At 61.5% G+C, this 19,743-nt stretch carries 20 protein-coding genes; 10 read left to right on the forward strand and 10 right to left on the reverse strand.

What is annotated here, in order from left to right; genetic code table 11:
* The first annotated feature begins 72 nt into the window (after nt 1–72).
* The 5 genes from ACT53S_RS13460 (at nt 73) to glnT (ending at nt 5,201) form a co-directional block, all read left to right on the forward strand.
* Nucleotides 73–753 carry a helix-turn-helix domain-containing protein gene (locus ACT53S_RS13460; RefSeq protein WP_476067358.1) on the forward strand — a complete coding sequence of 227 codons (681 nt, stop codon included), beginning with the start codon at nt 73–75 and terminating at the stop codon, nt 751–753.
* Nucleotides 754–841: 88 nt separating this feature from the next.
* A complete protein-coding gene (locus tag ACT53S_RS13465) occupies nt 842–1,747 on the forward strand; it encodes a class II glutamine amidotransferase (protein ID WP_476067359.1) in 906 nt (301 codons plus the stop codon).
* 28 nt (nt 1,748–1,775) lie between these two features.
* Nucleotides 1,776–2,462: a protein GlxC gene (locus ACT53S_RS13470; RefSeq protein WP_476067360.1), complete on the forward strand. Its 687-nt coding sequence runs from the start codon at nt 1,776–1,778 to the stop codon at nt 2,460–2,462.
* Between the two features lie 14 nt (nt 2,463–2,476).
* Entirely contained in the window at nt 2,477–3,805 is a 1,329-nt protein-coding gene (locus tag ACT53S_RS13475; RefSeq protein WP_113378614.1) for an FMN-binding glutamate synthase family protein, read from the forward strand.
* A gap of 88 nt (nt 3,806–3,893) precedes the next feature.
* Nucleotides 3,894–5,201, forward strand: a complete 1,308-nt coding sequence (gene glnT, locus ACT53S_RS13480; RefSeq protein ID WP_476067361.1) for a type III glutamate--ammonia ligase — start codon at nt 3,894–3,896, stop codon at nt 5,199–5,201.
* Between the two features lie 21 nt (nt 5,202–5,222).
* On the opposite strand, the gene ACT53S_RS13485 is transcribed toward glnT, so the two are convergent.
* From ACT53S_RS13485 to ACT53S_RS13510, 6 genes are read right to left on the reverse strand one after another with little or no spacing between them, the layout of a single operon-like run.
* Entirely contained in the window at nt 5,223–6,134 is a 912-nt protein-coding gene (locus tag ACT53S_RS13485) for a homocysteine S-methyltransferase family protein (RefSeq protein ID WP_476067362.1), read from the reverse strand.
* A 23-nt stretch (nt 6,135–6,157) separates the two neighbouring features.
* On the reverse strand, nt 6,158–7,390 hold the full coding sequence (locus ACT53S_RS13490; protein ID WP_476067363.1) for a trans-sulfuration enzyme family protein: 1,233 nt from the start codon (nt 7,388–7,390) through the stop codon (nt 6,158–6,160).
* 20 nt (nt 7,391–7,410) lie between these two features.
* Nucleotides 7,411–8,100, reverse strand: coding sequence for an ABC transporter permease (locus ACT53S_RS13495; RefSeq protein WP_476067364.1), 690 nt, complete (start codon nt 8,098–8,100; stop codon nt 7,411–7,413).
* A 10-nt stretch (nt 8,101–8,110) separates the two neighbouring features.
* Nucleotides 8,111–8,836 (reverse strand): ABC transporter permease, encoded by a 726-nt coding sequence (locus tag ACT53S_RS13500; protein ID WP_162750578.1) that lies wholly within the window; start codon nt 8,834–8,836, stop codon nt 8,111–8,113.
* Nucleotides 8,837–8,857: 21 nt separating this feature from the next.
* Entirely contained in the window at nt 8,858–9,628 is a 771-nt protein-coding gene (locus tag ACT53S_RS13505; RefSeq protein ID WP_476067365.1) for a transporter substrate-binding domain-containing protein, read from the reverse strand.
* A 43-nt stretch (nt 9,629–9,671) separates the two neighbouring features.
* Nucleotides 9,672–10,466, reverse strand: coding sequence for an ABC transporter ATP-binding protein (locus tag ACT53S_RS13510; protein WP_113378621.1), 795 nt, complete (start codon nt 10,464–10,466; stop codon nt 9,672–9,674).
* A gap of 191 nt (nt 10,467–10,657) precedes the next feature.
* Here ACT53S_RS13510 and ACT53S_RS13515 point away from each other — a divergent pair, with 191 nt between their 5' ends.
* Nucleotides 10,658–11,128 carry an Lrp/AsnC family transcriptional regulator gene (locus tag ACT53S_RS13515; RefSeq protein ID WP_113378622.1) on the forward strand — a complete coding sequence of 157 codons (471 nt, stop codon included), beginning with the start codon at nt 10,658–10,660 and terminating at the stop codon, nt 11,126–11,128.
* 3 nt (nt 11,129–11,131) lie between these two features.
* On the opposite strand, the gene ACT53S_RS13520 is transcribed toward ACT53S_RS13515, so the two are convergent.
* Nucleotides 11,132–12,109: a LysR family transcriptional regulator gene (locus tag ACT53S_RS13520; protein ID WP_476067366.1), complete on the reverse strand. Its 978-nt coding sequence runs from the start codon at nt 12,107–12,109 to the stop codon at nt 11,132–11,134.
* Nucleotides 12,110–12,340: 231 nt separating this feature from the next.
* Between ACT53S_RS13520 and ACT53S_RS13525 the strand changes: the two genes are divergently transcribed.
* The 4 genes from ACT53S_RS13525 to ACT53S_RS13540 all read left to right on the forward strand — a co-directional run bounded on the left by ACT53S_RS13525 (nt 12,341) and on the right by ACT53S_RS13540 (nt 16,048).
* Nucleotides 12,341–13,297 carry a VOC family protein gene (locus ACT53S_RS13525; RefSeq protein ID WP_113378624.1) on the forward strand — a complete coding sequence of 319 codons (957 nt, stop codon included), beginning with the start codon at nt 12,341–12,343 and terminating at the stop codon, nt 13,295–13,297.
* A 13-nt stretch (nt 13,298–13,310) separates the two neighbouring features.
* On the forward strand, nt 13,311–13,973 hold the full coding sequence (locus ACT53S_RS13530) for an alpha/beta hydrolase (RefSeq protein WP_476067367.1): 663 nt from the start codon (nt 13,311–13,313) through the stop codon (nt 13,971–13,973).
* Nucleotides 13,974–14,002: 29 nt separating this feature from the next.
* Entirely contained in the window at nt 14,003–15,277 is a 1,275-nt protein-coding gene (locus ACT53S_RS13535; protein WP_476067368.1) for an ABC transporter substrate-binding protein, read from the forward strand.
* Between the two features lie 162 nt (nt 15,278–15,439).
* Nucleotides 15,440–16,048: a J domain-containing protein gene (locus ACT53S_RS13540; RefSeq protein ID WP_113378626.1), complete on the forward strand. Its 609-nt coding sequence runs from the start codon at nt 15,440–15,442 to the stop codon at nt 16,046–16,048.
* A 2-nt stretch (nt 16,049–16,050) separates the two neighbouring features.
* On the opposite strand, the gene ACT53S_RS13545 is transcribed toward ACT53S_RS13540, so the two are convergent.
* From ACT53S_RS13545 to ACT53S_RS13555, 3 genes are all read right to left on the reverse strand, one after another.
* Nucleotides 16,051–17,013 carry an SdiA-regulated domain-containing protein gene (locus ACT53S_RS13545; protein WP_476067369.1) on the reverse strand — a complete coding sequence of 321 codons (963 nt, stop codon included), beginning with the start codon at nt 17,011–17,013 and terminating at the stop codon, nt 16,051–16,053.
* 185 nt (nt 17,014–17,198) lie between these two features.
* Nucleotides 17,199–18,200 carry an ABC transporter permease gene (locus ACT53S_RS13550; protein ID WP_476067370.1) on the reverse strand — a complete coding sequence of 334 codons (1,002 nt, stop codon included), beginning with the start codon at nt 18,198–18,200 and terminating at the stop codon, nt 17,199–17,201.
* Nucleotides 18,201–18,211: 11 nt separating this feature from the next.
* Complete coding sequence (locus tag ACT53S_RS13555) at nt 18,212–19,711, reverse strand: sugar ABC transporter ATP-binding protein (RefSeq protein WP_476067371.1); 1,500 nt, start codon at nt 19,709–19,711, stop codon at nt 18,212–18,214.
* Nucleotides 19,712–19,743: the final 32 nt, after the last annotated feature.

Consider the following 19,743-nt stretch of genomic DNA (forward strand, 5'->3'; position numbering starts at 1 on the left):
CCACCCTGAAAGACCGGTTTGGCCCGACGGCAAAATCCGCTAGAAGCCGAACGGCGAACCGGGGAGAATGGGATGGCGAGTAGCGCGAAGGACAGAAGAAACCCTGGCAAGGCGGGCGGTAACCCAGGTGCGGCAGCGCTCGCGCAAGATCCGCATGCCGTACGCGAGCCACGCGCCAACAATCTCGAAATGGCGATCGGCCACGAGGTGCGCACCTTCCGCAAGAAACTCGGCATCACCGTGGCCGATCTTGCAGCCGCCACCGGCATGTCCGTCGGCATGTTGTCGAAGATCGAAAATGGAAACATCTCGCCCTCTCTCACAACGCTACAGTCGCTTTCGAAGGCTCTGGGGGTCCCGCTCACCGCGTTTTTCCGGGGGTTCGAAGAGCCGAAGTCCGCAAGTTTCGTCAAGGCGGGGGAAGGTGTGAACCTGGAGCGCCGGGGCACCCGCGCCGGTCACCACTATAGTCTGCTGGGCCATATCGAGAACAATACATCCGGTGTCGTCGTTGAACCCTATCTGATCACGCTGAACGCCGAGTCTGACGTCTTTCCCACCTTTCAGCACGAGGGCATGGAGTTCCTCTATATGCTTGAGGGTGAAGTGGTTTACCGCCATGGCGACCGACTTTATCGCATGGAGGCTGGCGACAGTCTGTTCTTCGATGCCGATGCTCCTCATGGACCTGAGGAACTGGTGAAACTGCCCGCGCGATATCTCTCGATTATCTCGTACACGCAGCAGAAATAATTACTCCTGAGGAAAAATAGTTTCCTGAGCATTGATCGATTGTCTGGGCGCTGCTACTCCTTGTTCGGTGATAAGGAGGGTCTTGGCCATGTGTGGAATCGTCGGTCTATTCCTGAAGGACAAGGCGCTTGAGCCTCGCCTCGGTGACCTGCTCTCGGATATGCTGATCACCATGACCGATCGGGGACCGGACTCGGCCGGCATTGCCATCTATGGTGGCGTGGACGGCAAGTCAGCCAAGGTCACCATCCAGTCCGCAGCGCCGGAAAATGATTTTGCGGGCCTCGCCGAGGATCTGGCAAAGACCGGAATTGACGCCGAAATTGCCCTGAAGAGCACCCATGCCGTGATCTCGATTAATGCGAGCCAGCTTTCTAATATCCGGACGATCCTCGCCGAGATCCGTCCCAATGTCCGCATCATGGGCTCTGGCGAAAGCGTCGAGATCTTCAAGGAAGTCGGCCTTCCCAAGGATGTCGTCCAGCGCTTCGGCGTCCGCGCAATGGGCGGCACCCACGGTATCGGCCACACCCGCATGGCAACCGAAAGCGCCGTCACGACGCTTGGCGCCCACCCCTTTTCCACAGGAGCGGACCAGTGCCTCGTGCACAATGGCTCGCTGTCGAACCACAACAACCTGCGGCGCGAGCTCATCCGCGAAGGCATGTCCTTCGAAACCCAGAACGACAGCGAGGTGGCGGCAGCCTATCTCACGGCCGAAATGGCCAAGGGCAAGGATCTCGGCGAAGCGCTTACCGGCGCGCTAGACGATCTCGACGGCTTCTTCACCTTCGTCGTCGGCACCAAGACCGGCTTCGGCGTCGTGCGCGACCCGATCGCCTGCAAGCCCGCCGTCATGGCCGAGACCGACCAGTATGTCGCCTTCGGCTCGGAATACCGCGCGCTCGTCAACCTGCCGGGCATCGAGACGGCCCGCGTCTGGGAGCCGGAGCCCGCGACCGTCTATTTCTGGGACCACGAAAAGGCTGCCTGATCCGCGACATACCAAGAAAGCTTGCTGAATGCCGACCTTCGATCTCTCCCATACCCCGCTTCGCGAACTGAACAGCGCCCTGCACAATCTCGGCGCCGGCTCGAACGACACCTTGTTCGAAGTCGTGAACCCGCGCGGCCACCATGCCGTCGCTGTCGGAATCGACGCACCCGTCACCGTCGAGTTGAAGGGCTCGGTCGGCTACTACTGCGCCGGCATGAATGACGGTGGTACCGTCACCATCCATGGCTCTGCCGGCCCGGGCGTCGCCGAAAACATGATGTCCGGCACAGTGGTCATCGAGGGCGATGCGAGCCAGTATGCCGGCGCCACCGGCCGCGGCGGCCTGCTGGTGATCAAGGGCAATGCCGCCTCCCGCTGCGGCATCTCGATGAAGGGCATCGACATCGTTGTCCATGGTTCGATCGGGCATATGTCGGCCTTCATGGGGCAATCAGGCCATCTCGTTGTCTGCGGCGACGCGGGCGAAGCGCTGGGCGACAGCATCTATGAAGCGAAGCTCTTCGTTCGCGGCTCGGTGAAGAGCCTTGGCGCGGACTGCATCGAAAAGGAGATGCGCCCGGAACATCTCGAAAAACTTGCCGAGCTGCTCGCCAAGGCAGGCGTGACCCATGCGAAACCCGAGGAATTCAAGCGCTACGGTTCGGCCCGCAAGCTCTACAATTTCAACATCGACAATGCCGACGCGTATTGAGGCGAGGACAGGCCATGAGCTACCACAACCCCTTCACCCCGCCGCGCAAGTCCGCCACCTTCGATGACCACACACTCGCCGAAATTCGCCGTGCGGCCGCCACCGGCATCTACGACATCCGCGGCGGCGGCACCAAACGCAAGGTCCCGCATTTCGACGACCTGCTCTTCCTCGGCGCATCGATCTCCCGCTATCCGCTCGAAGGCTATCGCGAGAAATGCGACACTTCGGTGGTCCTCGGCACGCGTTTTGCCAAGAAGCCGATTGAGCTGAAGATCCCGATCACCATCGCCGGCATGAGCTTTGGCGCGCTCTCCGGCAATGCCAAGGAAGCGCTGGGCCGCGGCGCGACGCTTGCCGGCACCTCGACCACGACAGGCGACGGCGGCATGACGGACGAGGAACGTGGCCATTCGGAAAAGCTCGTCTACCAGTATCTCCCCTCCCGCTACGGCATGAACCCGAAGGACCTTCGCCGCGCTGACGCGATCGAAGTCGTGGTCGGCCAGGGCGCCAAGCCCGGCGGCGGTGGTATGCTGCTTGGCCAGAAGATCTCCGACCGCGTCGCCCAGATGCGCAATCTGCCGATGGGCATCGACCAGCGCTCAGCCTGCCGCCATCCGGACTGGACTGGTCCCGATGATCTCGAGATCAAGATCCTCGAACTGCGCGAGATCACCGACTGGGAGAAGCCGATATACGTGAAGGTCGGCGGCGCCCGCCCCTATTACGACACGGCGCTCGCCGTGAAGGCCGGCGCCGATGTCGTGGTTCTTGACGGCATGCAGGGCGGGACAGCGGCGACCCAGGACGTCTTCATCGAACATGTCGGCATGCCGACGCTGGCCTGCATCCGCCCTGCCGTTCAGGCGCTTCAGGACCTTGGCATGCACCGAAAGGTGCAGCTGGTGATCTCCGGCGGTATCCGCTCCGGCGCCGATGTGGCAAAGGCACTGGCTCTCGGCGCCGATGCGGTGGCGATCGGCACGGCAGCCCTCGTCGCCATCGGTGATAACGACCCGAAGTGGGAAGAGGAATACCAGAAGCTCGGCACCACAGCCGGCGCCTATGACGATTGGCATGAGGGCAAGGACCCGGCCGGCATCACCACCCAGGATCCCGAGCTTGCCGCCCGTCTCGATCCGGTCGCAGCCGGACGCCGGCTCGCCAATTATCTCAAGGTCATGACGCTGGAGGCGCAGACCATCGCGCGCGCCTGCGGCAAGAACAAGCTGCACAACCTGGAGCCGGAGGACCTCTGCGCGCTCACCATGGAAGCCGCCGCCATGGCCCAGGTACCCCTTGCCGGCACCAGCTGGTATCCCGGAAAGGGAGGTTTCTAACCACCTGAATGGCCGCATCCGACTCCCACGGATGCGGCCATTCTTCTTTCAACCGATGTGTCTCAATCCATAAAAACAGGGGAACGACGTGACACAGGATCTGGCAGGCTTCGCCAAGGAGCGAGGTATCAAATATTTCATGATCAGCTACACCGACCTCTTTGGCGCCCAGCGCGCCAAGCTGGTCCCCGCACAGGCCATCGCCGATATGCAGAAGGAAGGCGCAGGATTTGCCGGCTTTGCCACCTGGCTCGACCTGACACCCGCCCATCCCGACCTTTTCGCCATCCCTGACGCCTCATCCGTCATCCAGCTGCCCTGGAAGCCTGAAGTCGCCTGGGTCGCAGCCGACTGCATGATGGACGACCAGCCCGTCGCCCAGGCGCCGCGCGTGGTGCTCAAGAAGCTGGTAGCGGAAGCGGCTGAATTAGGGCTTCGCGTGAAGACCGGGGTCGAAGCGGAATTCTTCCTGATCTCCGCGGACGGCAAAACGATCTCGGATCAGTACGATAACGCCGAGAAGCCCTGCTACGATCAGCAGGCCCTGATGCGCCGCTACGATGTGATCGCGGAGATCTGTGACCACATGCTCTCACTGGGCTGGAACCCCTACCAGAACGACCATGAGGACGCGAACGGCCAGTTCGAGATGAACTGGGAGTATGACGACGCACTCAAGACCGCCGACAAGCATTCCTTCTTCAAGTTCATGGTGAAGTCGATTGCCGAAAAGCACGGGCTGCGCGCAACCTTTATGCCGAAACCCTTCAAGGGCCTGACCGGCAATGGCTGCCATGCGCATATCTCCGTCTGGGATCTCGACGGTAAGGTGAATGCCTTCGCCGACAAGGACATGCCCTTCGGCCTCTCGGCCAAGGGCAAGACCTTCCTAGGCGGCATCATGAAACATGCCTCGGCGCTGGCCGCGATCACCAATCCAACGGTCAATTCCTACAAGCGCATCAACGCGCCGCGCACCGTCTCCGGCGCCACCTGGGCGCCCAACACCGTCACCTGGACCGGCAACAACCGCACACACATGGTCCGCGTACCCGGCCCCGGCCGCTTCGAACTGCGCCTGCCCGACGGCGCGGTGAATCCATATCTGCTGCAGGCGATCATCATCGCAGCAGGCTTGAGCGGCTTGAAAAGCAATGCCGATCCCGGCCCGCATTACGACATCGACATGTACCGCGATGGCCATACGGTGAAGGATGCGCCCCGGCTGCCGCTGAACCTCCTCGACGCGCTGCGGGCCTACGAGATGGACGAGCAGTTGCAGTCGGCCCTCGGCTCCGAGTTTTCAAAGGCCTACCTGAAGCTCAAGCATGACGAGTGGAACAGCTATTGCAGCCACTTCACCGCCTGGGAGCGCACGACGACGCTCGACGTCTGAGCTCAAGCCTATACTGCCCGCTCAACCGACCCTATGCAGCGCCGTCGCAACCCGGTGGATGTGTTCGGCCCCAATGCCGCAGCAGCCGCCGATCATCGTGGCACCGGCGTCTGCCCATTCGCAGGCGAACCGTGAATAAACGTCACCCGTCAGGTCTTGGCGGGTGTCGTGCAGCCCCTCGTTGGCCGCCTTTTCCTCCGTATCGGTTTCGAACGCATTCGCGTAGACGCCGATTTTCAGATCAACACTCTTCTCAGCAAAGACGCTTGCCGCCGTTTCGACGGCCTTTTTCATCACTTCCGGCTTGGCGCAGTTGAACAACAGTGCTGCTGCACCAGACCCGGCAGCCCACTCCGCGGCCGCCCTGACCGTTTCTCCCGAACGCAGCTTGGCCTCGCCGCCGGCAACCTGGGCTTCGTCATCGGCCAGTGTGAACGAGATCCAGAAAGGTTTGGGATGGGCCTTGATCGCCTCGCGCACGGCCTCACCTTCCGCAATCAGGCTCAGCGTTTCGCCGAGCCAGACATCGACATGCGGAGCGAGATTGTCGACCAGCACCTTGAGATAGTGTTGCACCCGCGACGGATCGAAATTCTCCGGTTCATAGGAGCCAAAGATCGGCGGCAGGGAGCCTGCGACCAGAACCTTGCGGCCGCTCGCACCCGCAGCCTCCCGGGCAAGACGCCCCGAAAGCGCGATCAGATCTGCCCCATCCCTGGCAAAACGCTCTTCGCCGATATGGAAAGGAACGAGCGCGTAGGAATTGGTCGTGACGACGTCAGCGCCGGCGGCGATGAATTCCTCATGCACTTGGCGAACGATCGCGGGGCTGTTCATCAGCGCCAGCGCCGACCATTCGGGCTGCTTGAGTTCGGCACCAAGCCGCAAGAGCTCGCGGCTCATGCCGCCGTCCAGGATAAGAGTGTCTGCCATGGGAAAATCTCCGTCAGATGCGGTCAGGGAGTGAGTGCCTGGTCGAGGTCGCCGATGATGTCATCAGGCGTTTCGAGGCCGATCGACAGGCGGAAGAGCCCGTCGCCGGCGTAGGCGCGGTAGTCTGCAAGCGGCTCACCTGTGAGCCGATAGGTCGATGCCATCATCTCGTCCGTGTCCAGGAGGACGACGAGACTACGCTGATGGCCGAGCGAGAAGGCGTAGTGAACGACCCGAAGCCGTTCCGCGAGCCTGCTGGCCGTGGCCTTCGGATCACGCGTTCGAAAGCCGATCATGCCGCCGAAAATATCCATCTGGCGTTTGGCCAGATCGTGTTGCGGATGCGACGACAGACCGGGATACAGGACCCGCTCTACCTGCGGATGGCTCTCGAGGAAGCCGGCAACCGCCATCGCCGTGTCGGAGGCCATGCGCATGCGCGGATAGAGCGTGTCGATCCCACGCATGATCAGCCAGGCGGAGTGCGCCGAAAGGGTGGCGCCAAGATAGACCCCGGCGCGGCCACGGATCTGCGCCACGAGTTCGCGCCGACCGATGACGGCGCCGCCAAGCGCATCGCCATGCCCGTTGATGAACTTGGTCAGGGAATGAATGACGAGATCGACACCGAGTGACAGGGGGCGCGTGGCAACCGGCGTCGCGAAGGTGGAATCCACGGAAACCAGGAGACCGTTTCGGCGTGCGAGGACCGAAAGTGCTGCAAGATCGATGACCCGCAGAATCGGGTTGACCGGGCTCTCGCAATGGATGAGCCGCGTATTCGGCCGGATCGCCGCTTCGACCAGGTCGAGCCGCGCCATATTGACGGCCGTGACCTCGACACCGAATTCCGGCAGCACCCGCTGCGTCAGTTCCGCAGCCCCGGCATAACAGACGTCGGACACGATCAGGTGGTCGCCGGCCTTCAGCAGCGTGAGCATCATCCCGGCGATCGCCGCCATGCCCGTCGCACTGGCAAGCGCATCCTCGCCGCCCTCGAGTGCCGCCAGCCGCTGCTCGAGTTGGCGGACGGTGGGATTGGTCCAGCGGGCATAGAGATAGGGGAGAGCCGCGAGGTCCTCCACGCCATCGGCTGAAAAGGCGCCGTCGCCCGGCATCAGTGCATTGTTGACCGACATCGAGATGTTGGGCGCAATCGCACCGGTTGTCGGATCGATGAGCAGACCAGCATCAACCGCGCGGGTCTCAGGACCAGCGGTGGACGGCAAGGCATGCGTGACGAAGGAATTCGGCATGGCTGTTCTTTCGGGATCGCTCAGCGACGGCTCGGCACCTGCGCCTCGACGATGCCGAAGGCACGGGTGATGATGGTGGTCAGCAGGACATAAAAGAGGGTCACGACGAGCAGAGGCTCATACACAAGGAGCGTATCCTGCCGTACCTTATAGGCGACGGCATAGAGATCCATGACGGTAACCGTGAAGGCGAGCGGGGTTGCTTTCAGTTGCAGCACGACTTCACCGGCGATGGTGGGAAGAGCAGTACGGATGGCGCGTGGCAGCCAGATCCGACGCACCAGAAGGAAACGGCTCATGCCGAGCGCGCGGCCGGCCTCCAGCTCGCCCTTCGGCACCGAAAGCAAAGCGCCGCGCAGAACCTCCGCCTCATAGGCTGCATAGTTCAGCGTGAAGGATACGGCCGCGAAGAAGAACCCTTCCCTGAGCACAGGCCAGAGAAAACTCTGGCGCAGGCCGGGCACCATCGGCAGCAGCGAACCGATCCCGTAATAGAGCAGCCAAAGCTGGATGAGCAGCGGCGTCCCTCGAAACACCGTCGAATAACCGCGTGCCAGATTGCGGGCGACGGGGCCGCCACTCACCATCGCAAAGGCCAGGCCGATTGCCAGGATGAAGCCGAAGACGACGGAGATGACGAGCAATGCCACTGTCTGGATGGCGCCGTCGATCAGAAGCGGCCAGTATTTTGTCAGCCAGTCGAAGGTCACAAGCGCCTCCTTACGTCATCAACCGCTGACCCCGGCGCACACGACGCTCGAGCCAGTGGAAGACCAGGTTGGAGGCAAGCGTGATGACGAGGTAGAGCACGGCCGCGGCCAGAAAGAAGAGAAAATACTGCTTTGTGTTGGCGCCTGCGAGCCGGGTGGTCAGCGCCAACTCCTGGTAGCCGACGACCGCGACGAGCGCGCTGTCCTTGGTGACCGACATCCAGAGATTGGCCATGCCGGGAAGCGCATTGGGCAGGAGAGCCGGCAACGTGACCCGACGGAAGCGCAAGAAGGGCGACATGCCGAACGCGCGCGCCGCCTCGATCTGTCCCGCAGGAACAGCGAGAATGGCCCCACGCAGCACCTCCGTCATATAGGCGCCCTGGACGAAACCGAGAACGGCGACGGCCGCGACGAAACCATTGACTTCGACGGGAGGCATCCCCAAGGCGAGCAACAGGCGGTTCAGACCGTCTGTGCCGGCATAATAGAGACCGACGATCAGGATCAGTTCCGGCACCGCGCGAATGGTGCCGGTATAGAGCTTCAGAAGTAGACCGACGGGGCGGTTTCCGGAGAGCTTGCCCATGGCGCCGAAGAGCCCGAAGACGAGCCCGATCGCAAAGGCGGATGCCGAAATGGCGACCGTGGTGACCGCACCTGTCAACAGCGCGCCGCCCCAGCCAGGAGGCTCGAGCGCCAGCAATTGCCAGGCCGTCATTGATCCGGTCGCCATCTCGCCTGCGGCCCCCGCCGATTACTTGCCGTAGACGTCGAAGGTGAAATAGGCCTTCGTGATCTCGTCATACTTGCCCGAAGCGCGAACCGCAGCGATTGCCGCATTCAGCTTCGCCTTGAGTTCGGTGTCTTCCTTGCGCAGACCGCCACCGATGCCAACGCCGAGAACGGCCGGGTCATCCGCGACATCTCCCATGTCGGCGCAGCAATCTTTGCCGAAATCGGTCTTCAAGAAATCGGCAAGCGGGATGGCGTCGCCGAAGACATAGTCGATGCGGCCGGCGGCGAGATCCTGGAAGGCCTCGTCCAGCGTCTGGTAGGTCTGCTCTTCGGCCTTGTCGGCGAAATACTTCTTGAAATACTCGGACTGAACGGTGGAGACCTGGATGCCGATGGTCTTCCCCTCGACGGCTTCCGGCGAAGCACCCGGCGTCGCGTCCTTCGGTCCGATCAGCTTGCTCGGCGTGTTGTAGTACTTATCGGTGAAATCAATGGTCTTCAGGCGCTCATCGGTGATCGACATCGACGACCAGATGACGTCGAATTTTTTCGTCTGCAGCGCCGGGATCAGACCGTCCCACGAGACATCAACAATCGAGCAGGTCTCTTTCATCTCGGCGCAGACCGCGTTCATCAGATCGATTTCCCAGCCCTTCCAGCTGCCCGATGCATCCTTGGCGAAGAAGGGCGGGTAGGCCTCGTTCATGATGCCGAAGCGGACTTCGGCCTGTGCCGTCACGGCGGTTGCGACAAATGCTGCCCCGGCGAGAAGAAGAGAAAAGAGTTTCATGGCGGATTGTCCCCTTTGAGTGGATGGTGTTCGGATGGACCGGTCAGAAGCCTGCAGCACGACCGGACAGACTGCGGGTGAATTCGCGGCAGCGGGCGCTGGTCGGATCGCCGAACACGCGCTCCGGCGGCCCTTCCTCCTCGACACGGCCGCGATCGAGAAACATGACATGGCTTGACACATCGCGGGCAAAGGCCATCTCATGCGTAACCAGGAGCATGGTGCGGCCCTCTTCTGCGAGATCGCGAATGACCTTCAGAACTTCACCCACCAGTTCGGGATCGAGCGCCGACGTCGGCTCGTCGAACAGCATGACCGCCGGATCGACGCAAAGCGCGCGCGCAATCGCCGCGCGCTGCTGCTGGCCTCCGGAGAGAAACGCCGGATAGGCATCGCGTTTGTCATAGAGCCCGACCTTGGCAAGCAATGCTTCCGCCTTGTCGATCGCCTCGCGCCGCGGGACCTTCAGAACATGAACGGGCGCTTCGATGACGTTTTCCAGGACGGTGCGGTGGGCCCAGAGATTGAAGCTTTGAAACACCATGCCGAGCCCGGTGCGCAACCGCTCCAGTTGCTTGCGGTCTGCGGCCTCCAGACCACCCTTGCGCGATGGCTTCAGGCGCAACTCTTCGCCGCCGACGATGATCCGTCCTTTGTCCGGCGTTTCAAGCAGGTTGATGCAGCGCAGAAAGGTGCTTTTTCCAGAGCCGGACGATCCGATCAACGAGATGACGTCCCCGCGTTTCGCGGTCGCCGACACGCCCTTCAGGACCTCCAGAGGGCCGAAACTCTTGTGGAGGTCGGTCACGGAGAGCGCAGCGCTGTCGATTGTCGTCATCGGGGTCCTTCAATCACTCGGATGGTGCAAGACCATAGATGGGCATCCGCGCCTGTTTTCTTCGCATTTCTTGCCTTTCGTGCGGAATTCCCGCAGAAAGACGCAGCCGGCGCACGTGATCGGCGCGGGCGCCCGCAAGCGTGCTTTCCGAGCGCGGAACGGCCGCCCGACGAGTTGAGGAGAGGAGAGCCATGGTCGAACAACTGGATCAATTCGATCGCAGCATTCTCGATCTCCTGCAGCGGGATTGCCAGATGAAGGCCGAGGCAATTGCCGACAAAGTCGGTCTGTCGCCATCGGCCGTGCAAAGGAGACTGAAACGGCTGCGCTCCGACGGCATCATAACCGCCGAGATTGCTGTTGTCGCCCGCAAGGCAACCGACTACCCGATGACCTTCATCACCGGCATGGAAATCGAGCGCGACAATTATGATGCACTCGCCCGCTTCCGCGCCTGGGCCGACAGGCAGGACAACATTCAGCAGGTGTATTATGTGACTGGCCAGGTTGACCTTGTCGCCATCATCACCGCCCGCGATGTCGAGCATTACGACGACATCAGCGCGCAGCTGATGTCGGAAAACCCGCAGATCAAGCGCATGAACACCAATGTGGTTTTGCGCGACATCAAGATCGGCTTACAGATCCCGATAAAGCCGTAAACGCTACCGATCCCGATCGGGTAGAAACGGCCCCTGCCGCCAGACGATCGCCTTTTCGTGACGCTCGATGATCGTCTTCAGGTCTTTGAACGCCCGCACAATGTGCTCCTGAAACTTCCGGCTTGCCGGATTGGGATAGGCTTTGCGGCGCGTGATGATACCCAGCGTACGTTCCGGCTGAGGAATGTCGACGGGCACAATCGAAATCTTGTCCTGCCCGCGAAAGGAAAAGACCACCGAATGCGGCAGGATCGCCAGCGCATCGGTGGAGGCGACATAGTTCAGCACCGACAGAAGAGACCCGCCGGAATAACGGATCGCGAGTTCCGAGATCCCGAGCGTGATCAGGATGTTATGCAGGTCGAGCACAAGCGGCGAGCCCGGCAGCGGCGCGACCCATGGATAGGTTACGATATCTTCGATGCTGAGCGTGCGTTTGCGCAGCAGCGGATGACCGACCGCACAGGTCAATACATTGCGCCCCGGCAGGAGCGGCTGAAATTGGAAATCGGCCCTCAGTTCGGCGCTGCCGATCGGGGTGATCGCCATGTCGATCTGACTGGATTCGAGTTCGTTCAACAGGTCGGGCATATTGCCATAGGACTGCTCGACAAGGATGTCGCGCTCCCGCATCTGGAAGGAGCCGATCATCTGCGAGATGACGGCGTCCATGAAAAAGGGAACGCCGCCGACCTTGATCCGTCCCGAGGTCCCGGACTGAAAGCTGCGCACAATGTCCACCGCTTTGCGCGAGGCAAGCAGGATCGAGCGCCCCTGAATCGCCAGCTGTTGACCGAGCGGCGTCAGCTGCATCGGCCGTTTGCCCGGAATGAACAGGGGTTCGCCGACTCGTCGTTCCAACATCGACAGCGTGCGCGACACGGCGGGCTGCGTCATGCCCAGCATGGCAGCGCCTTCGGTCACGCCCCCGGTTTCCGCGACGGCCGCCAGCTGCACGAGATGTCTCTCATCGATTTTCATAGCAATTTGCTATATCGGACATAAGCAATTTTATCAACAGAGCCCGTCGGACGCTGTATCTTCTGCGTGCATAGGGAACATCCTGCAGGAATGACGGGCTCGAGAGATACGCGCAGCAAGCTGCGGTATGGGAGACGATTGCAGCCGGTCTTCGCGTTCCAGGCTGTTTCCCGGTGCTTCGTGTCTGCGGACCCTGCTTGTCCGCACGACGGCATTTGGAGGAGGAAAACCATGTCATACATTTCCGGCTATCACCATCTGACGCTGAGTACCGACGGCGCACAGGAGGATTATGACTTTTACACCAAGACGCTGGGTCTCCACTCGATCAAGCGTACGGTCCTCTTTGACGGTGTGATCCCCGTCTACCACCTGTATTACGGTGCCAAGAATGGCGACCCTTCGACCATCGTCACCACCTTCCCGTTCCGAAAGCCGGGCATTTACGGCAAGCGCGGCACCAACCAGTCGAAGATCATCCAGCTATCGATCCCGCGTGGCTCCTCGGAATTCTGGGTCAACCGGCTGAACGAGCGCGGCATCAAGGCCTCGATGACCAGCCGTTTCGGCATCACCCGCGTCGCGCTCGCGCATCCCTGCGGCATCGAGCATGAACTGGTGGAAAGCCCGGCGGATACGCGCGAGCCGATCACCAATGAAAAACAGGGCATCGGCCCGCACCATGGCATCCGCGGCATCTATGGCGCCGCCGTAGCGGTGTTCGACCGAACCTCGATGGACGATTTCCTGACGATCGCCATGGGCATGAAAAAGGAAGCCGACAGCGACGAGGGGCTGATGTTCTCCGTTCCCAATGCCGGCGGCCCCTCCAGCATGGTGGAAGTCATCCATCAGCCCACGGGTCCCCAGGGCACCTGGACCCTTTCGGGCGGCACCATCCATCACCTTGCGCTGAATACAGGCAACGAAGAGAACCAGCTGAAGCTCAAAGCCCATATCGAAGGCCTAGGCTTCACCGACGTTTCCGATCAGAAAGACCGAAACTACTTCAAATCCTGCTATGTCCGCTCGCCCGGCGGCGCACTCTTCGAAATCGCCTGGTCGGTCGAAGGAGGTTGGGCAAAGGATGAACCGGCCGATGCGATCGGCACGACCCTCGTCTTCCCGCCATGGTTCGAAGACCGCAGGGAGGAACTGATCGCCGGCCTCGAACCTGCCGACTTCTGAGGAGGAAGTCGGCATGGCAACCCATGGCGAGCCGCATCGCTGCGGCGTATCCCCGGCCGAGGCCGAGGTTCTCTGCGTCTTCGTCCACGGGCGCACTCAGTCGCCCGAAGACATGATGGAGCAGGTCATTGGCCGGCTCTCCGTTGGCCGGGTATCCTATTGCCTGCCGCGGGCCGAAGGAAACAGCTGGTATGCGGCACGCGCAACCGACGCCCTTCTCGACGGCACGCGGACCGAACTGGGCCTGTCCCTCGACTACCTGCATGCCTTGATCGAGGACATCCGAGAGCGTGGCGGCCGCGACAAGCCGCTCCTGCTCGGCGGCTTCAGCCAGGGGGCCTGCCTGTCGCTGGAATATGCAATGAAATTCGGCCCGTGGAACGGCGCCATGGTCAACCTGACCGGCTGCCGTGTCGGTCAGCCCACGGACGAGAGGCCCACCGCCGATCTCGACGGCCTGCCGGTTTATCTCACCGGGTCGGACCAGGATCCCTGGATCCCGGTCTCGGCCTTTGCCGAAGCTTCCGAAGCGCTTGGGAGGGCGCGGGCGAGGCTTCGGTGCGAACTCTTCCCCGGGCGCCCACATCAGGCCTCCGGGATGGAGGTCGCGGCCCTTGACGCGATACTGACGGACCTTGCAGCCGGCAGTCGGCCTTTTGGCCGCATCGCCGCCTGAGAACCAAACATCAAAAAGGGGAGGACAGCATGATCACGCGCAGAAAACTCTTGAAGGCAACCGCAGCAGGCACCCTCGCTTATGGGTTCGGTGGGCTGGCGGCCCCCGCCATCGCCCAAGGCGCCAAAATCAGGATCGGCTACGTCAGTCCGCAGACGGGCCCCTTGGCAAGCTTCGGTGAAAGCGACGCCTATAACATCGCCTCGTTCCTGGCGACCGAAGCAGGCAAGAATTTCGAAGTCATCGTCAAGGACAGCCAGTCCAACCCGAACCGTGCAGCAGACGTTGCCAAGGAACTGATCCTGTCTGACGAGATCAACCTGATGCTCGTCGCATCCACGCCGGAAACCACAAATCCGGTTGCGACCACTTGCGAAGCGGAAGGTGTCCCCTGCATCTCGACGAAGGCGCCCTGGCAGCCCTGGTTCATCGGACAGCAGGGTAATCCCGGCGACCCGCAGAGCTGGAAACCGTTCGACTTCGCCTACCACTATTTCTGGGGTCTGGAAGATGTCATCGCAGTCTTCACCAATATGTGGAGCCAACTCGACACCAACAAGAAGGTCGGGGGACTGTTTCCCAACGATGCCGATGGCAATGCCTGGGGCGACCCGAATGTGGGACTGAAGCCGGGTCTCGCGCAGGCGGGCTTCGAACTCCTCGATCCCGGCCGCTACCAGAACCTGACGGACGATTTCACCGCCCAGGTGAACGCCTTCAAGGATGGTGGCTGCGACATCGTCACCGGCGTGGTCATCCCACCTGATTTCACCACCTTCTGGAACCAGGCGAAACAGCAGGGCTTCACGCCAAAGGCTCTGACGGTGGCAAAGGCGATCCTCTTCCCGCAATCGGTCGAGACTTTGGGACCGGCGGGCCACAATCTGTCGTCTGAGGTCTGGTGGTCCGCCCAGCATCCGTTCAAATCGTCACTCACCGGCCAGAGTGCCGCCGACCTCGCTGCCGACTTCACCGCCAAGACGGGACGCCCCTGGGCCCAGCCGATCGGCTTCATCCATTCGCTGTTCGAAATGGCAACCGATGTCATGGGCCGCGTCAGCGATGTGACCGACGCGGAAGGCGTGGCCGCAGCGATTGCCGCCTCCAAGGTCGATACGATCGTCGGCCATGTCGAGTGGAACGGTCAAGGCGTTCCGCCTTTTGCCGCAAAGAACGTCACCAAGACACCGCTGGTCGGCGGTCAGTGGCGCCGCAAGGACGATGGAACGTTCGACCTCGTCATCGTCGACAACAAGACCGCGCCAAACATTCCCGCTGCCGGCAAGATGGAAGCTCTCAGTTGATTAAGGCGGCATAACTGAGATGACCGCGCCGGGCTGCGTCCCGGCGCGGAACGGCCCATGGAGCACGGTTACGTTTCCCAACTGCAACACACGGCGAGCGCGGCATATGTGCCATGCGTCATAAGTCTTGCCCGGCACGGCGGGACTGCCCTATATGGCCCGATGACGACTGATTCAAAAATATTCGTCGGCCTCCGGTCGACAAAGAAAAAGCCTGTAGCGCAACGCGTTGAAAGCGGTCCCAAGTGCCAATGGGACGGATGCGAGAAGCATGGCGGCCATCGCGCACCCGTCGGCTGCGATGGCGATGGCCTTTACCTGCTCTTCTGCCAGGAGCATGTGAAGGAATACAACAAGGGCTACAACTACCAGACCAGCCTGTCCGATCCGGTTACGGCGCGCTATCAGCGGGAAGCCGCAAGCGGAGCCCGCGCGACCGTTGGCACCGCGACGACGCAGTCGAAGGAAATACCCCTGCCGCTGAAGACCCGCTCCGGTACGGCCAAGGCGATCAACGCCCGAAAGAGCGCCGCCGAACGGCAGGCAGCCGCAGCAGATCTGCAGCGTCGCAAGCTGAAGGTTCTTGAAGCAAAGGCCTTTGAAAAACTCGATCTCTCGCCCGAGGCGACACCGGAAGAGATCCGGCGACGCTACAAGGAGCGGCTGAAAATCTACCACCCGGACGTCAACCAGGGCGACCGGGACTCGGAAGACAAGCTCCGCGCTTCGATCGATGCCTACAAGATCCTCAAGTTGAACGGCTTCTGTTGAAGTCAGGACCCTTTTGCTGCGGCGGAGCGTTTGCCAAAGCGATAGAAAAGGTTTGGCTCGGCGACGATGAACACGTCGCCGTCGGGACCGACTGCGACGCCTTCGGCCTGAGCGATGGAGGCGGAAAGTCCATTCATGCCGCGCCAAAGCGGCAGATAGCTCAGAACCGTTCCATCTGAGGCAAACTCCACCAGAATCCGGGACATGTGACTAAGCAGGATCAGGTTGCCGGTCTTCTCGTGTAGCGACGCAGACGACAGATCGAGCATGAAAGCGCCGGCAATCCCACCTGGCTTCCATTCACCGACGTCAAGTCTCATCCCCGAAGCGTCAGAACCCAACCCCTCCACGAGCAGGACACGGGCGGGGAACATTTCCTGCGCGACATACAGTCGGCTGCGTTGGGCATCCCATGAAAGCCCCTCGAAACCCATGTTCTTCACGACACCCACATTCAGGCTCAGACGATCTTCTCCCTCGGCCGTCACCCGGGCCGCGTCACGCCCGATGGAGATCCAGTGCAAGCTCTGGTCGCGTTCGCTGGAAACGATGAAGCGGTCACCCTCGACATGGGTGAGGCCCTCCGGATCCTTCACGCCATCGAGGTCGATCATGCGCAGCAGTTTCCCGTCTGTCGAAAGCTCGACGATCCGAGGCGGCCGATTGGCAGCGGCGAAGAGAGTTCCTGTCGTCGGAGAATAGGTGAGACCGGAAATGTCCCGACTGAGCCCGGTGATCGTCCGTGCCTGGACTTCAGCCTCATAGTCTCCGAGCGAGAGCGTCGGGCCGGCGGGTGGCGCAGCGAACACCAGGCTTGCCTGGAAATAGGCGAGTGCCGGCAATCCCGAAATCCAAACAGCGGCGCCGACGGCCACGAAGAGGAAGAGCGCGATCGCCTTGCGACGTAATCTCGGGCGACCGGAGCCTGTGAGCCAGCCACGCTTGGCGAACCTAAGAGATGGCATGCTGCACAGCCTCAAATCCGGAAACTCGAAAGAAGCCGGCACAAGTCAAACCACTTGGCAGATTGTTCCGCCCTTGGGAGCATTCCGTAACCATTTCAATTCTGCCTGACAATCCCGCGCATTTCGCCGCGACGAACCCAGCACCCGGAAGAATTCAGGCGGGCTATCGGCGGCTGAGAACTACGTCATTGTCCGACAGCTTCACGGCTATTTTTTGCAACGTTCCTCGCCACCGCCTGCCGACGGCGATCTCGATAGGCGACAAATTGGGTATCAGCGATCACACCGACAAGGATCACGGCACCCATCACCGCAAAGTTGAGCGAGGACGGGATGCCGAGCAGGTTCACAAGATTCTGAAGCACCTGCAGCAACACGACACCGAGCACAACACCGACGATAGACCCCTCCCCGCCGCGCAGCGAAAACCCACCCAGAACGGCGGCGGCAATGCCGTAAAGTTCATAGAAATTGCCGTGCGACGATGGCTGGACGGACTTCGTATACATGGCAAAGAATACTGCCGAGACGCCAGTCAGGAACATGCAGAGCATGTAGGCACACAGAATAACGCGCCGCGTATTGATCCCGGAATAGCGCGCCGCCTCTTCATTCTTGCCAACCGCCATCAGATGGCGTCCGAACACCGTCCTGTGCAACAGGGCCCATGCCAGGATGGCAAAGACGGCAAAGGCAATGACCGAATGCGGTATGCCCGCCGTGCGACCGACGAACAGATACTCCAGCATCGGCAGATCGGTCCCGAAGGTGAACCCGGCGGTCCCGTCCTTGGTGTAGAAGCGAGCGACGCCGCGATAGATCAGCAGTCCGCACAGCGTCACGACAAAAGGCTGCAGCTTCAGTCGGGTGATCAGCCAGCCATGCAGGAGACCGATCAGGACGGACAGTAGCATGACGATGATGAGCGCCGCTGGCCAGGGCACGCCGTAGGAGGCAATCAGGTCAATGAAGATGACCCCGAGCAGCGCGATGACCGAACCAATCGACAGCTCGATCCCGGCCGTGACGATGACGAACGCCTCTGCAATGGAGAACAGTCCGAACAGGCCAATCAGGTTGGCGGTGTTTGCAAGATTGATCGGGGAGAGGAAGCGCGGATTGACCGCAGCGACGATCGCCCCGACGGTCACCACGAGAACGGCAAGCCCGATGTCTTTCTTGTGCATGTGCCCTTCCTTTACTCGACGGCAAGCCGGAGAACGGCTTCCTCGCTGACATCTTCACGTTCCAGCACTCCGGCGATCACACCGCGGCGCATGACCGCGACCCGTGTCGACACACCGATCACTTCCTCCATGTCGGAAGAGATCATGAGGATAGCGCACCCCTCCGCAGCCAACTCACGCATGAGACGGTAGACTTCGGCCTTGGCACCGACATCGATGCCGCGCGTGGGTTCATCAAGAATGATAAGCCGGGGTTCAAGCCCCAGCCATTTGGCCAACACCACCTTCTGCTGGTTGCCGCCCGAGAGTTCGGCAACCGGTCGATCCAGCCGCTTCGCCTTGATTGCCAACCGCTCGCGAAATCCCTCCGCAATCCGACGCTCGGTCACCTCGTCAACGAAACCGCGCTTGGCCAAAACCTCCAGCCTCGGCATCACGATATTCCCGCAGATCGAGAAGTCGAGAAACAGGCCTTCCGTCTTCCTGTCCTCTGGCACGAGGCAGATACCAGCCCCGATCGCAGCCTGCACGGAACCCGGCTCGACCGTCTGCCCACCGATCTCCACCTGTCCGGCCACAACCGGGTCGATACCGAACAAGGCGCGCGCAAGCTCGGTCCGCCCCGCCCCGACCAATCCGGCCAACCCCAGAATTTCGCCGCTGCGGATGACGAGATCGACGGTCGCGTCCGGATAGGTCGCGGTCCGGAGGCCAACCGTCTGCAGCACGATCGCCCCACCCTCGCGATCCGGTGGCACATAGAACTGCTTGACGTCGCGTCCGATCATCAGCCGCACCATCGCATCCTTGGTGATGGCGTCACGCGGTAGTTCTCCGGCATTGCGACCGTCCCTGAGGCCGACGACCCGATCCGCCACCTCAGCCACTTCCGCCAGCCGATGGGTAATGAACAGGATGGCGACCCCCTCGTCGCGAAGCCGCCGGATGACTGCGAGCAATCGCTGTGTTTCCGAAAGCGTAAGGCTTGATGTTGGCTCGTCGAGAATGAGCAGACGCACATTGATCGACAATGCCTTGGCGATCTCCAGCAATTGTTGATCCGCGAGAGACAATCCGGACACGGCCGTAGAGGCGGTAAAACGTGCGCCGAGCATGTTCAGCAACGGGCGAACACGGTCTTCCATCGCCTTGCGGTCGATGAAGCCGAAGGGACCGCTATGGATCTCACGCCCCAGCAGGATATTGCCGGCAACGTCCAGATTGGCGAAAGGATTGAGTTCCTGGTGAACGAAGGCGATGCCATGCGAGACCGCCGCCGCCGGCGTCATCTCCGTCACGGGGGCGCCGTCAATGACAATTTGTCCCTCGTCGGGCGCGATGGTACCGCCAAGGACCTTCATAAGGGTCGACTTGCCTGCCCCGTTTTCACCGATCAGTCCGACGACCTCCCCTCCGCGGATGGACAGAGATACACCGTTCAGCGCAACAGCGCTTGGATAGACCTTGGTGATCCCGACGAGGTCGAGAGCGATACGGGTATCGGGGGACATTCGCGATGCTCCTCGGCAGCAGAACACTGGTC

This window comes from Allorhizobium sp. DMC15, assembly GCF_056314065.1.

Coding starts and splice junctions, on each gene's coding strand:
- ACT53S_RS13555 (WP_476067371.1), bottom strand. CDS start 19,711: ATGTCCCCCGATACCCGTATCGCTCTCGACCTCGTCGGGATCACCAAG.
- ACT53S_RS13505 (WP_476067365.1), bottom strand. CDS start 9,628: ATGAAACTCTTTTCTCTTCTTCTCGCCGGGGCAGCATTTGTCGCAACC.
- ACT53S_RS13470 (WP_476067360.1), top strand. CDS start 1,776: ATGCCGACCTTCGATCTCTCCCATACCCCGCTTCGCGAACTGAACAGC.
- ACT53S_RS13510 (WP_113378621.1), bottom strand. CDS start 10,466: ATGACGACAATCGACAGCGCTGCGCTCTCCGTGACCGACCTCCACAAG.
- ACT53S_RS13530 (WP_476067367.1), top strand. CDS start 13,311: ATGGCAACCCATGGCGAGCCGCATCGCTGCGGCGTATCCCCGGCCGAG.
- ACT53S_RS13535 (WP_476067368.1), top strand. CDS start 14,003: ATGATCACGCGCAGAAAACTCTTGAAGGCAACCGCAGCAGGCACCCTC.
- ACT53S_RS13465 (WP_476067359.1), top strand. CDS start 842: ATGTGTGGAATCGTCGGTCTATTCCTGAAGGACAAGGCGCTTGAGCCT.
- ACT53S_RS13515 (WP_113378622.1), top strand. CDS start 10,658: ATGGTCGAACAACTGGATCAATTCGATCGCAGCATTCTCGATCTCCTG.
- ACT53S_RS13520 (WP_476067366.1), bottom strand. CDS start 12,109: ATGAAAATCGATGAGAGACATCTCGTGCAGCTGGCGGCCGTCGCGGAA.
- ACT53S_RS13545 (WP_476067369.1), bottom strand. CDS start 17,013: ATGCCATCTCTTAGGTTCGCCAAGCGTGGCTGGCTCACAGGCTCCGGT.
- ACT53S_RS13475 (WP_113378614.1), top strand. CDS start 2,477: ATGAGCTACCACAACCCCTTCACCCCGCCGCGCAAGTCCGCCACCTTC.
- ACT53S_RS13525 (WP_113378624.1), top strand. CDS start 12,341: ATGTCATACATTTCCGGCTATCACCATCTGACGCTGAGTACCGACGGC.
- ACT53S_RS13460 (WP_476067358.1), top strand. CDS start 73: ATGGCGAGTAGCGCGAAGGACAGAAGAAACCCTGGCAAGGCGGGCGGT.
- ACT53S_RS13550 (WP_476067370.1), bottom strand. CDS start 18,200: ATGCACAAGAAAGACATCGGGCTTGCCGTTCTCGTGGTGACCGTCGGG.
- ACT53S_RS13500 (WP_162750578.1), bottom strand. CDS start 8,836: ATGGCGACCGGATCAATGACGGCCTGGCAATTGCTGGCGCTCGAGCCT.
- ACT53S_RS13485 (WP_476067362.1), bottom strand. CDS start 6,134: ATGGCAGACACTCTTATCCTGGACGGCGGCATGAGCCGCGAGCTCTTG.
- ACT53S_RS13490 (WP_476067363.1), bottom strand. CDS start 7,390: ATGCCGAATTCCTTCGTCACGCATGCCTTGCCGTCCACCGCTGGTCCT.
- ACT53S_RS13540 (WP_113378626.1), top strand. CDS start 15,440: ATGACGACTGATTCAAAAATATTCGTCGGCCTCCGGTCGACAAAGAAA.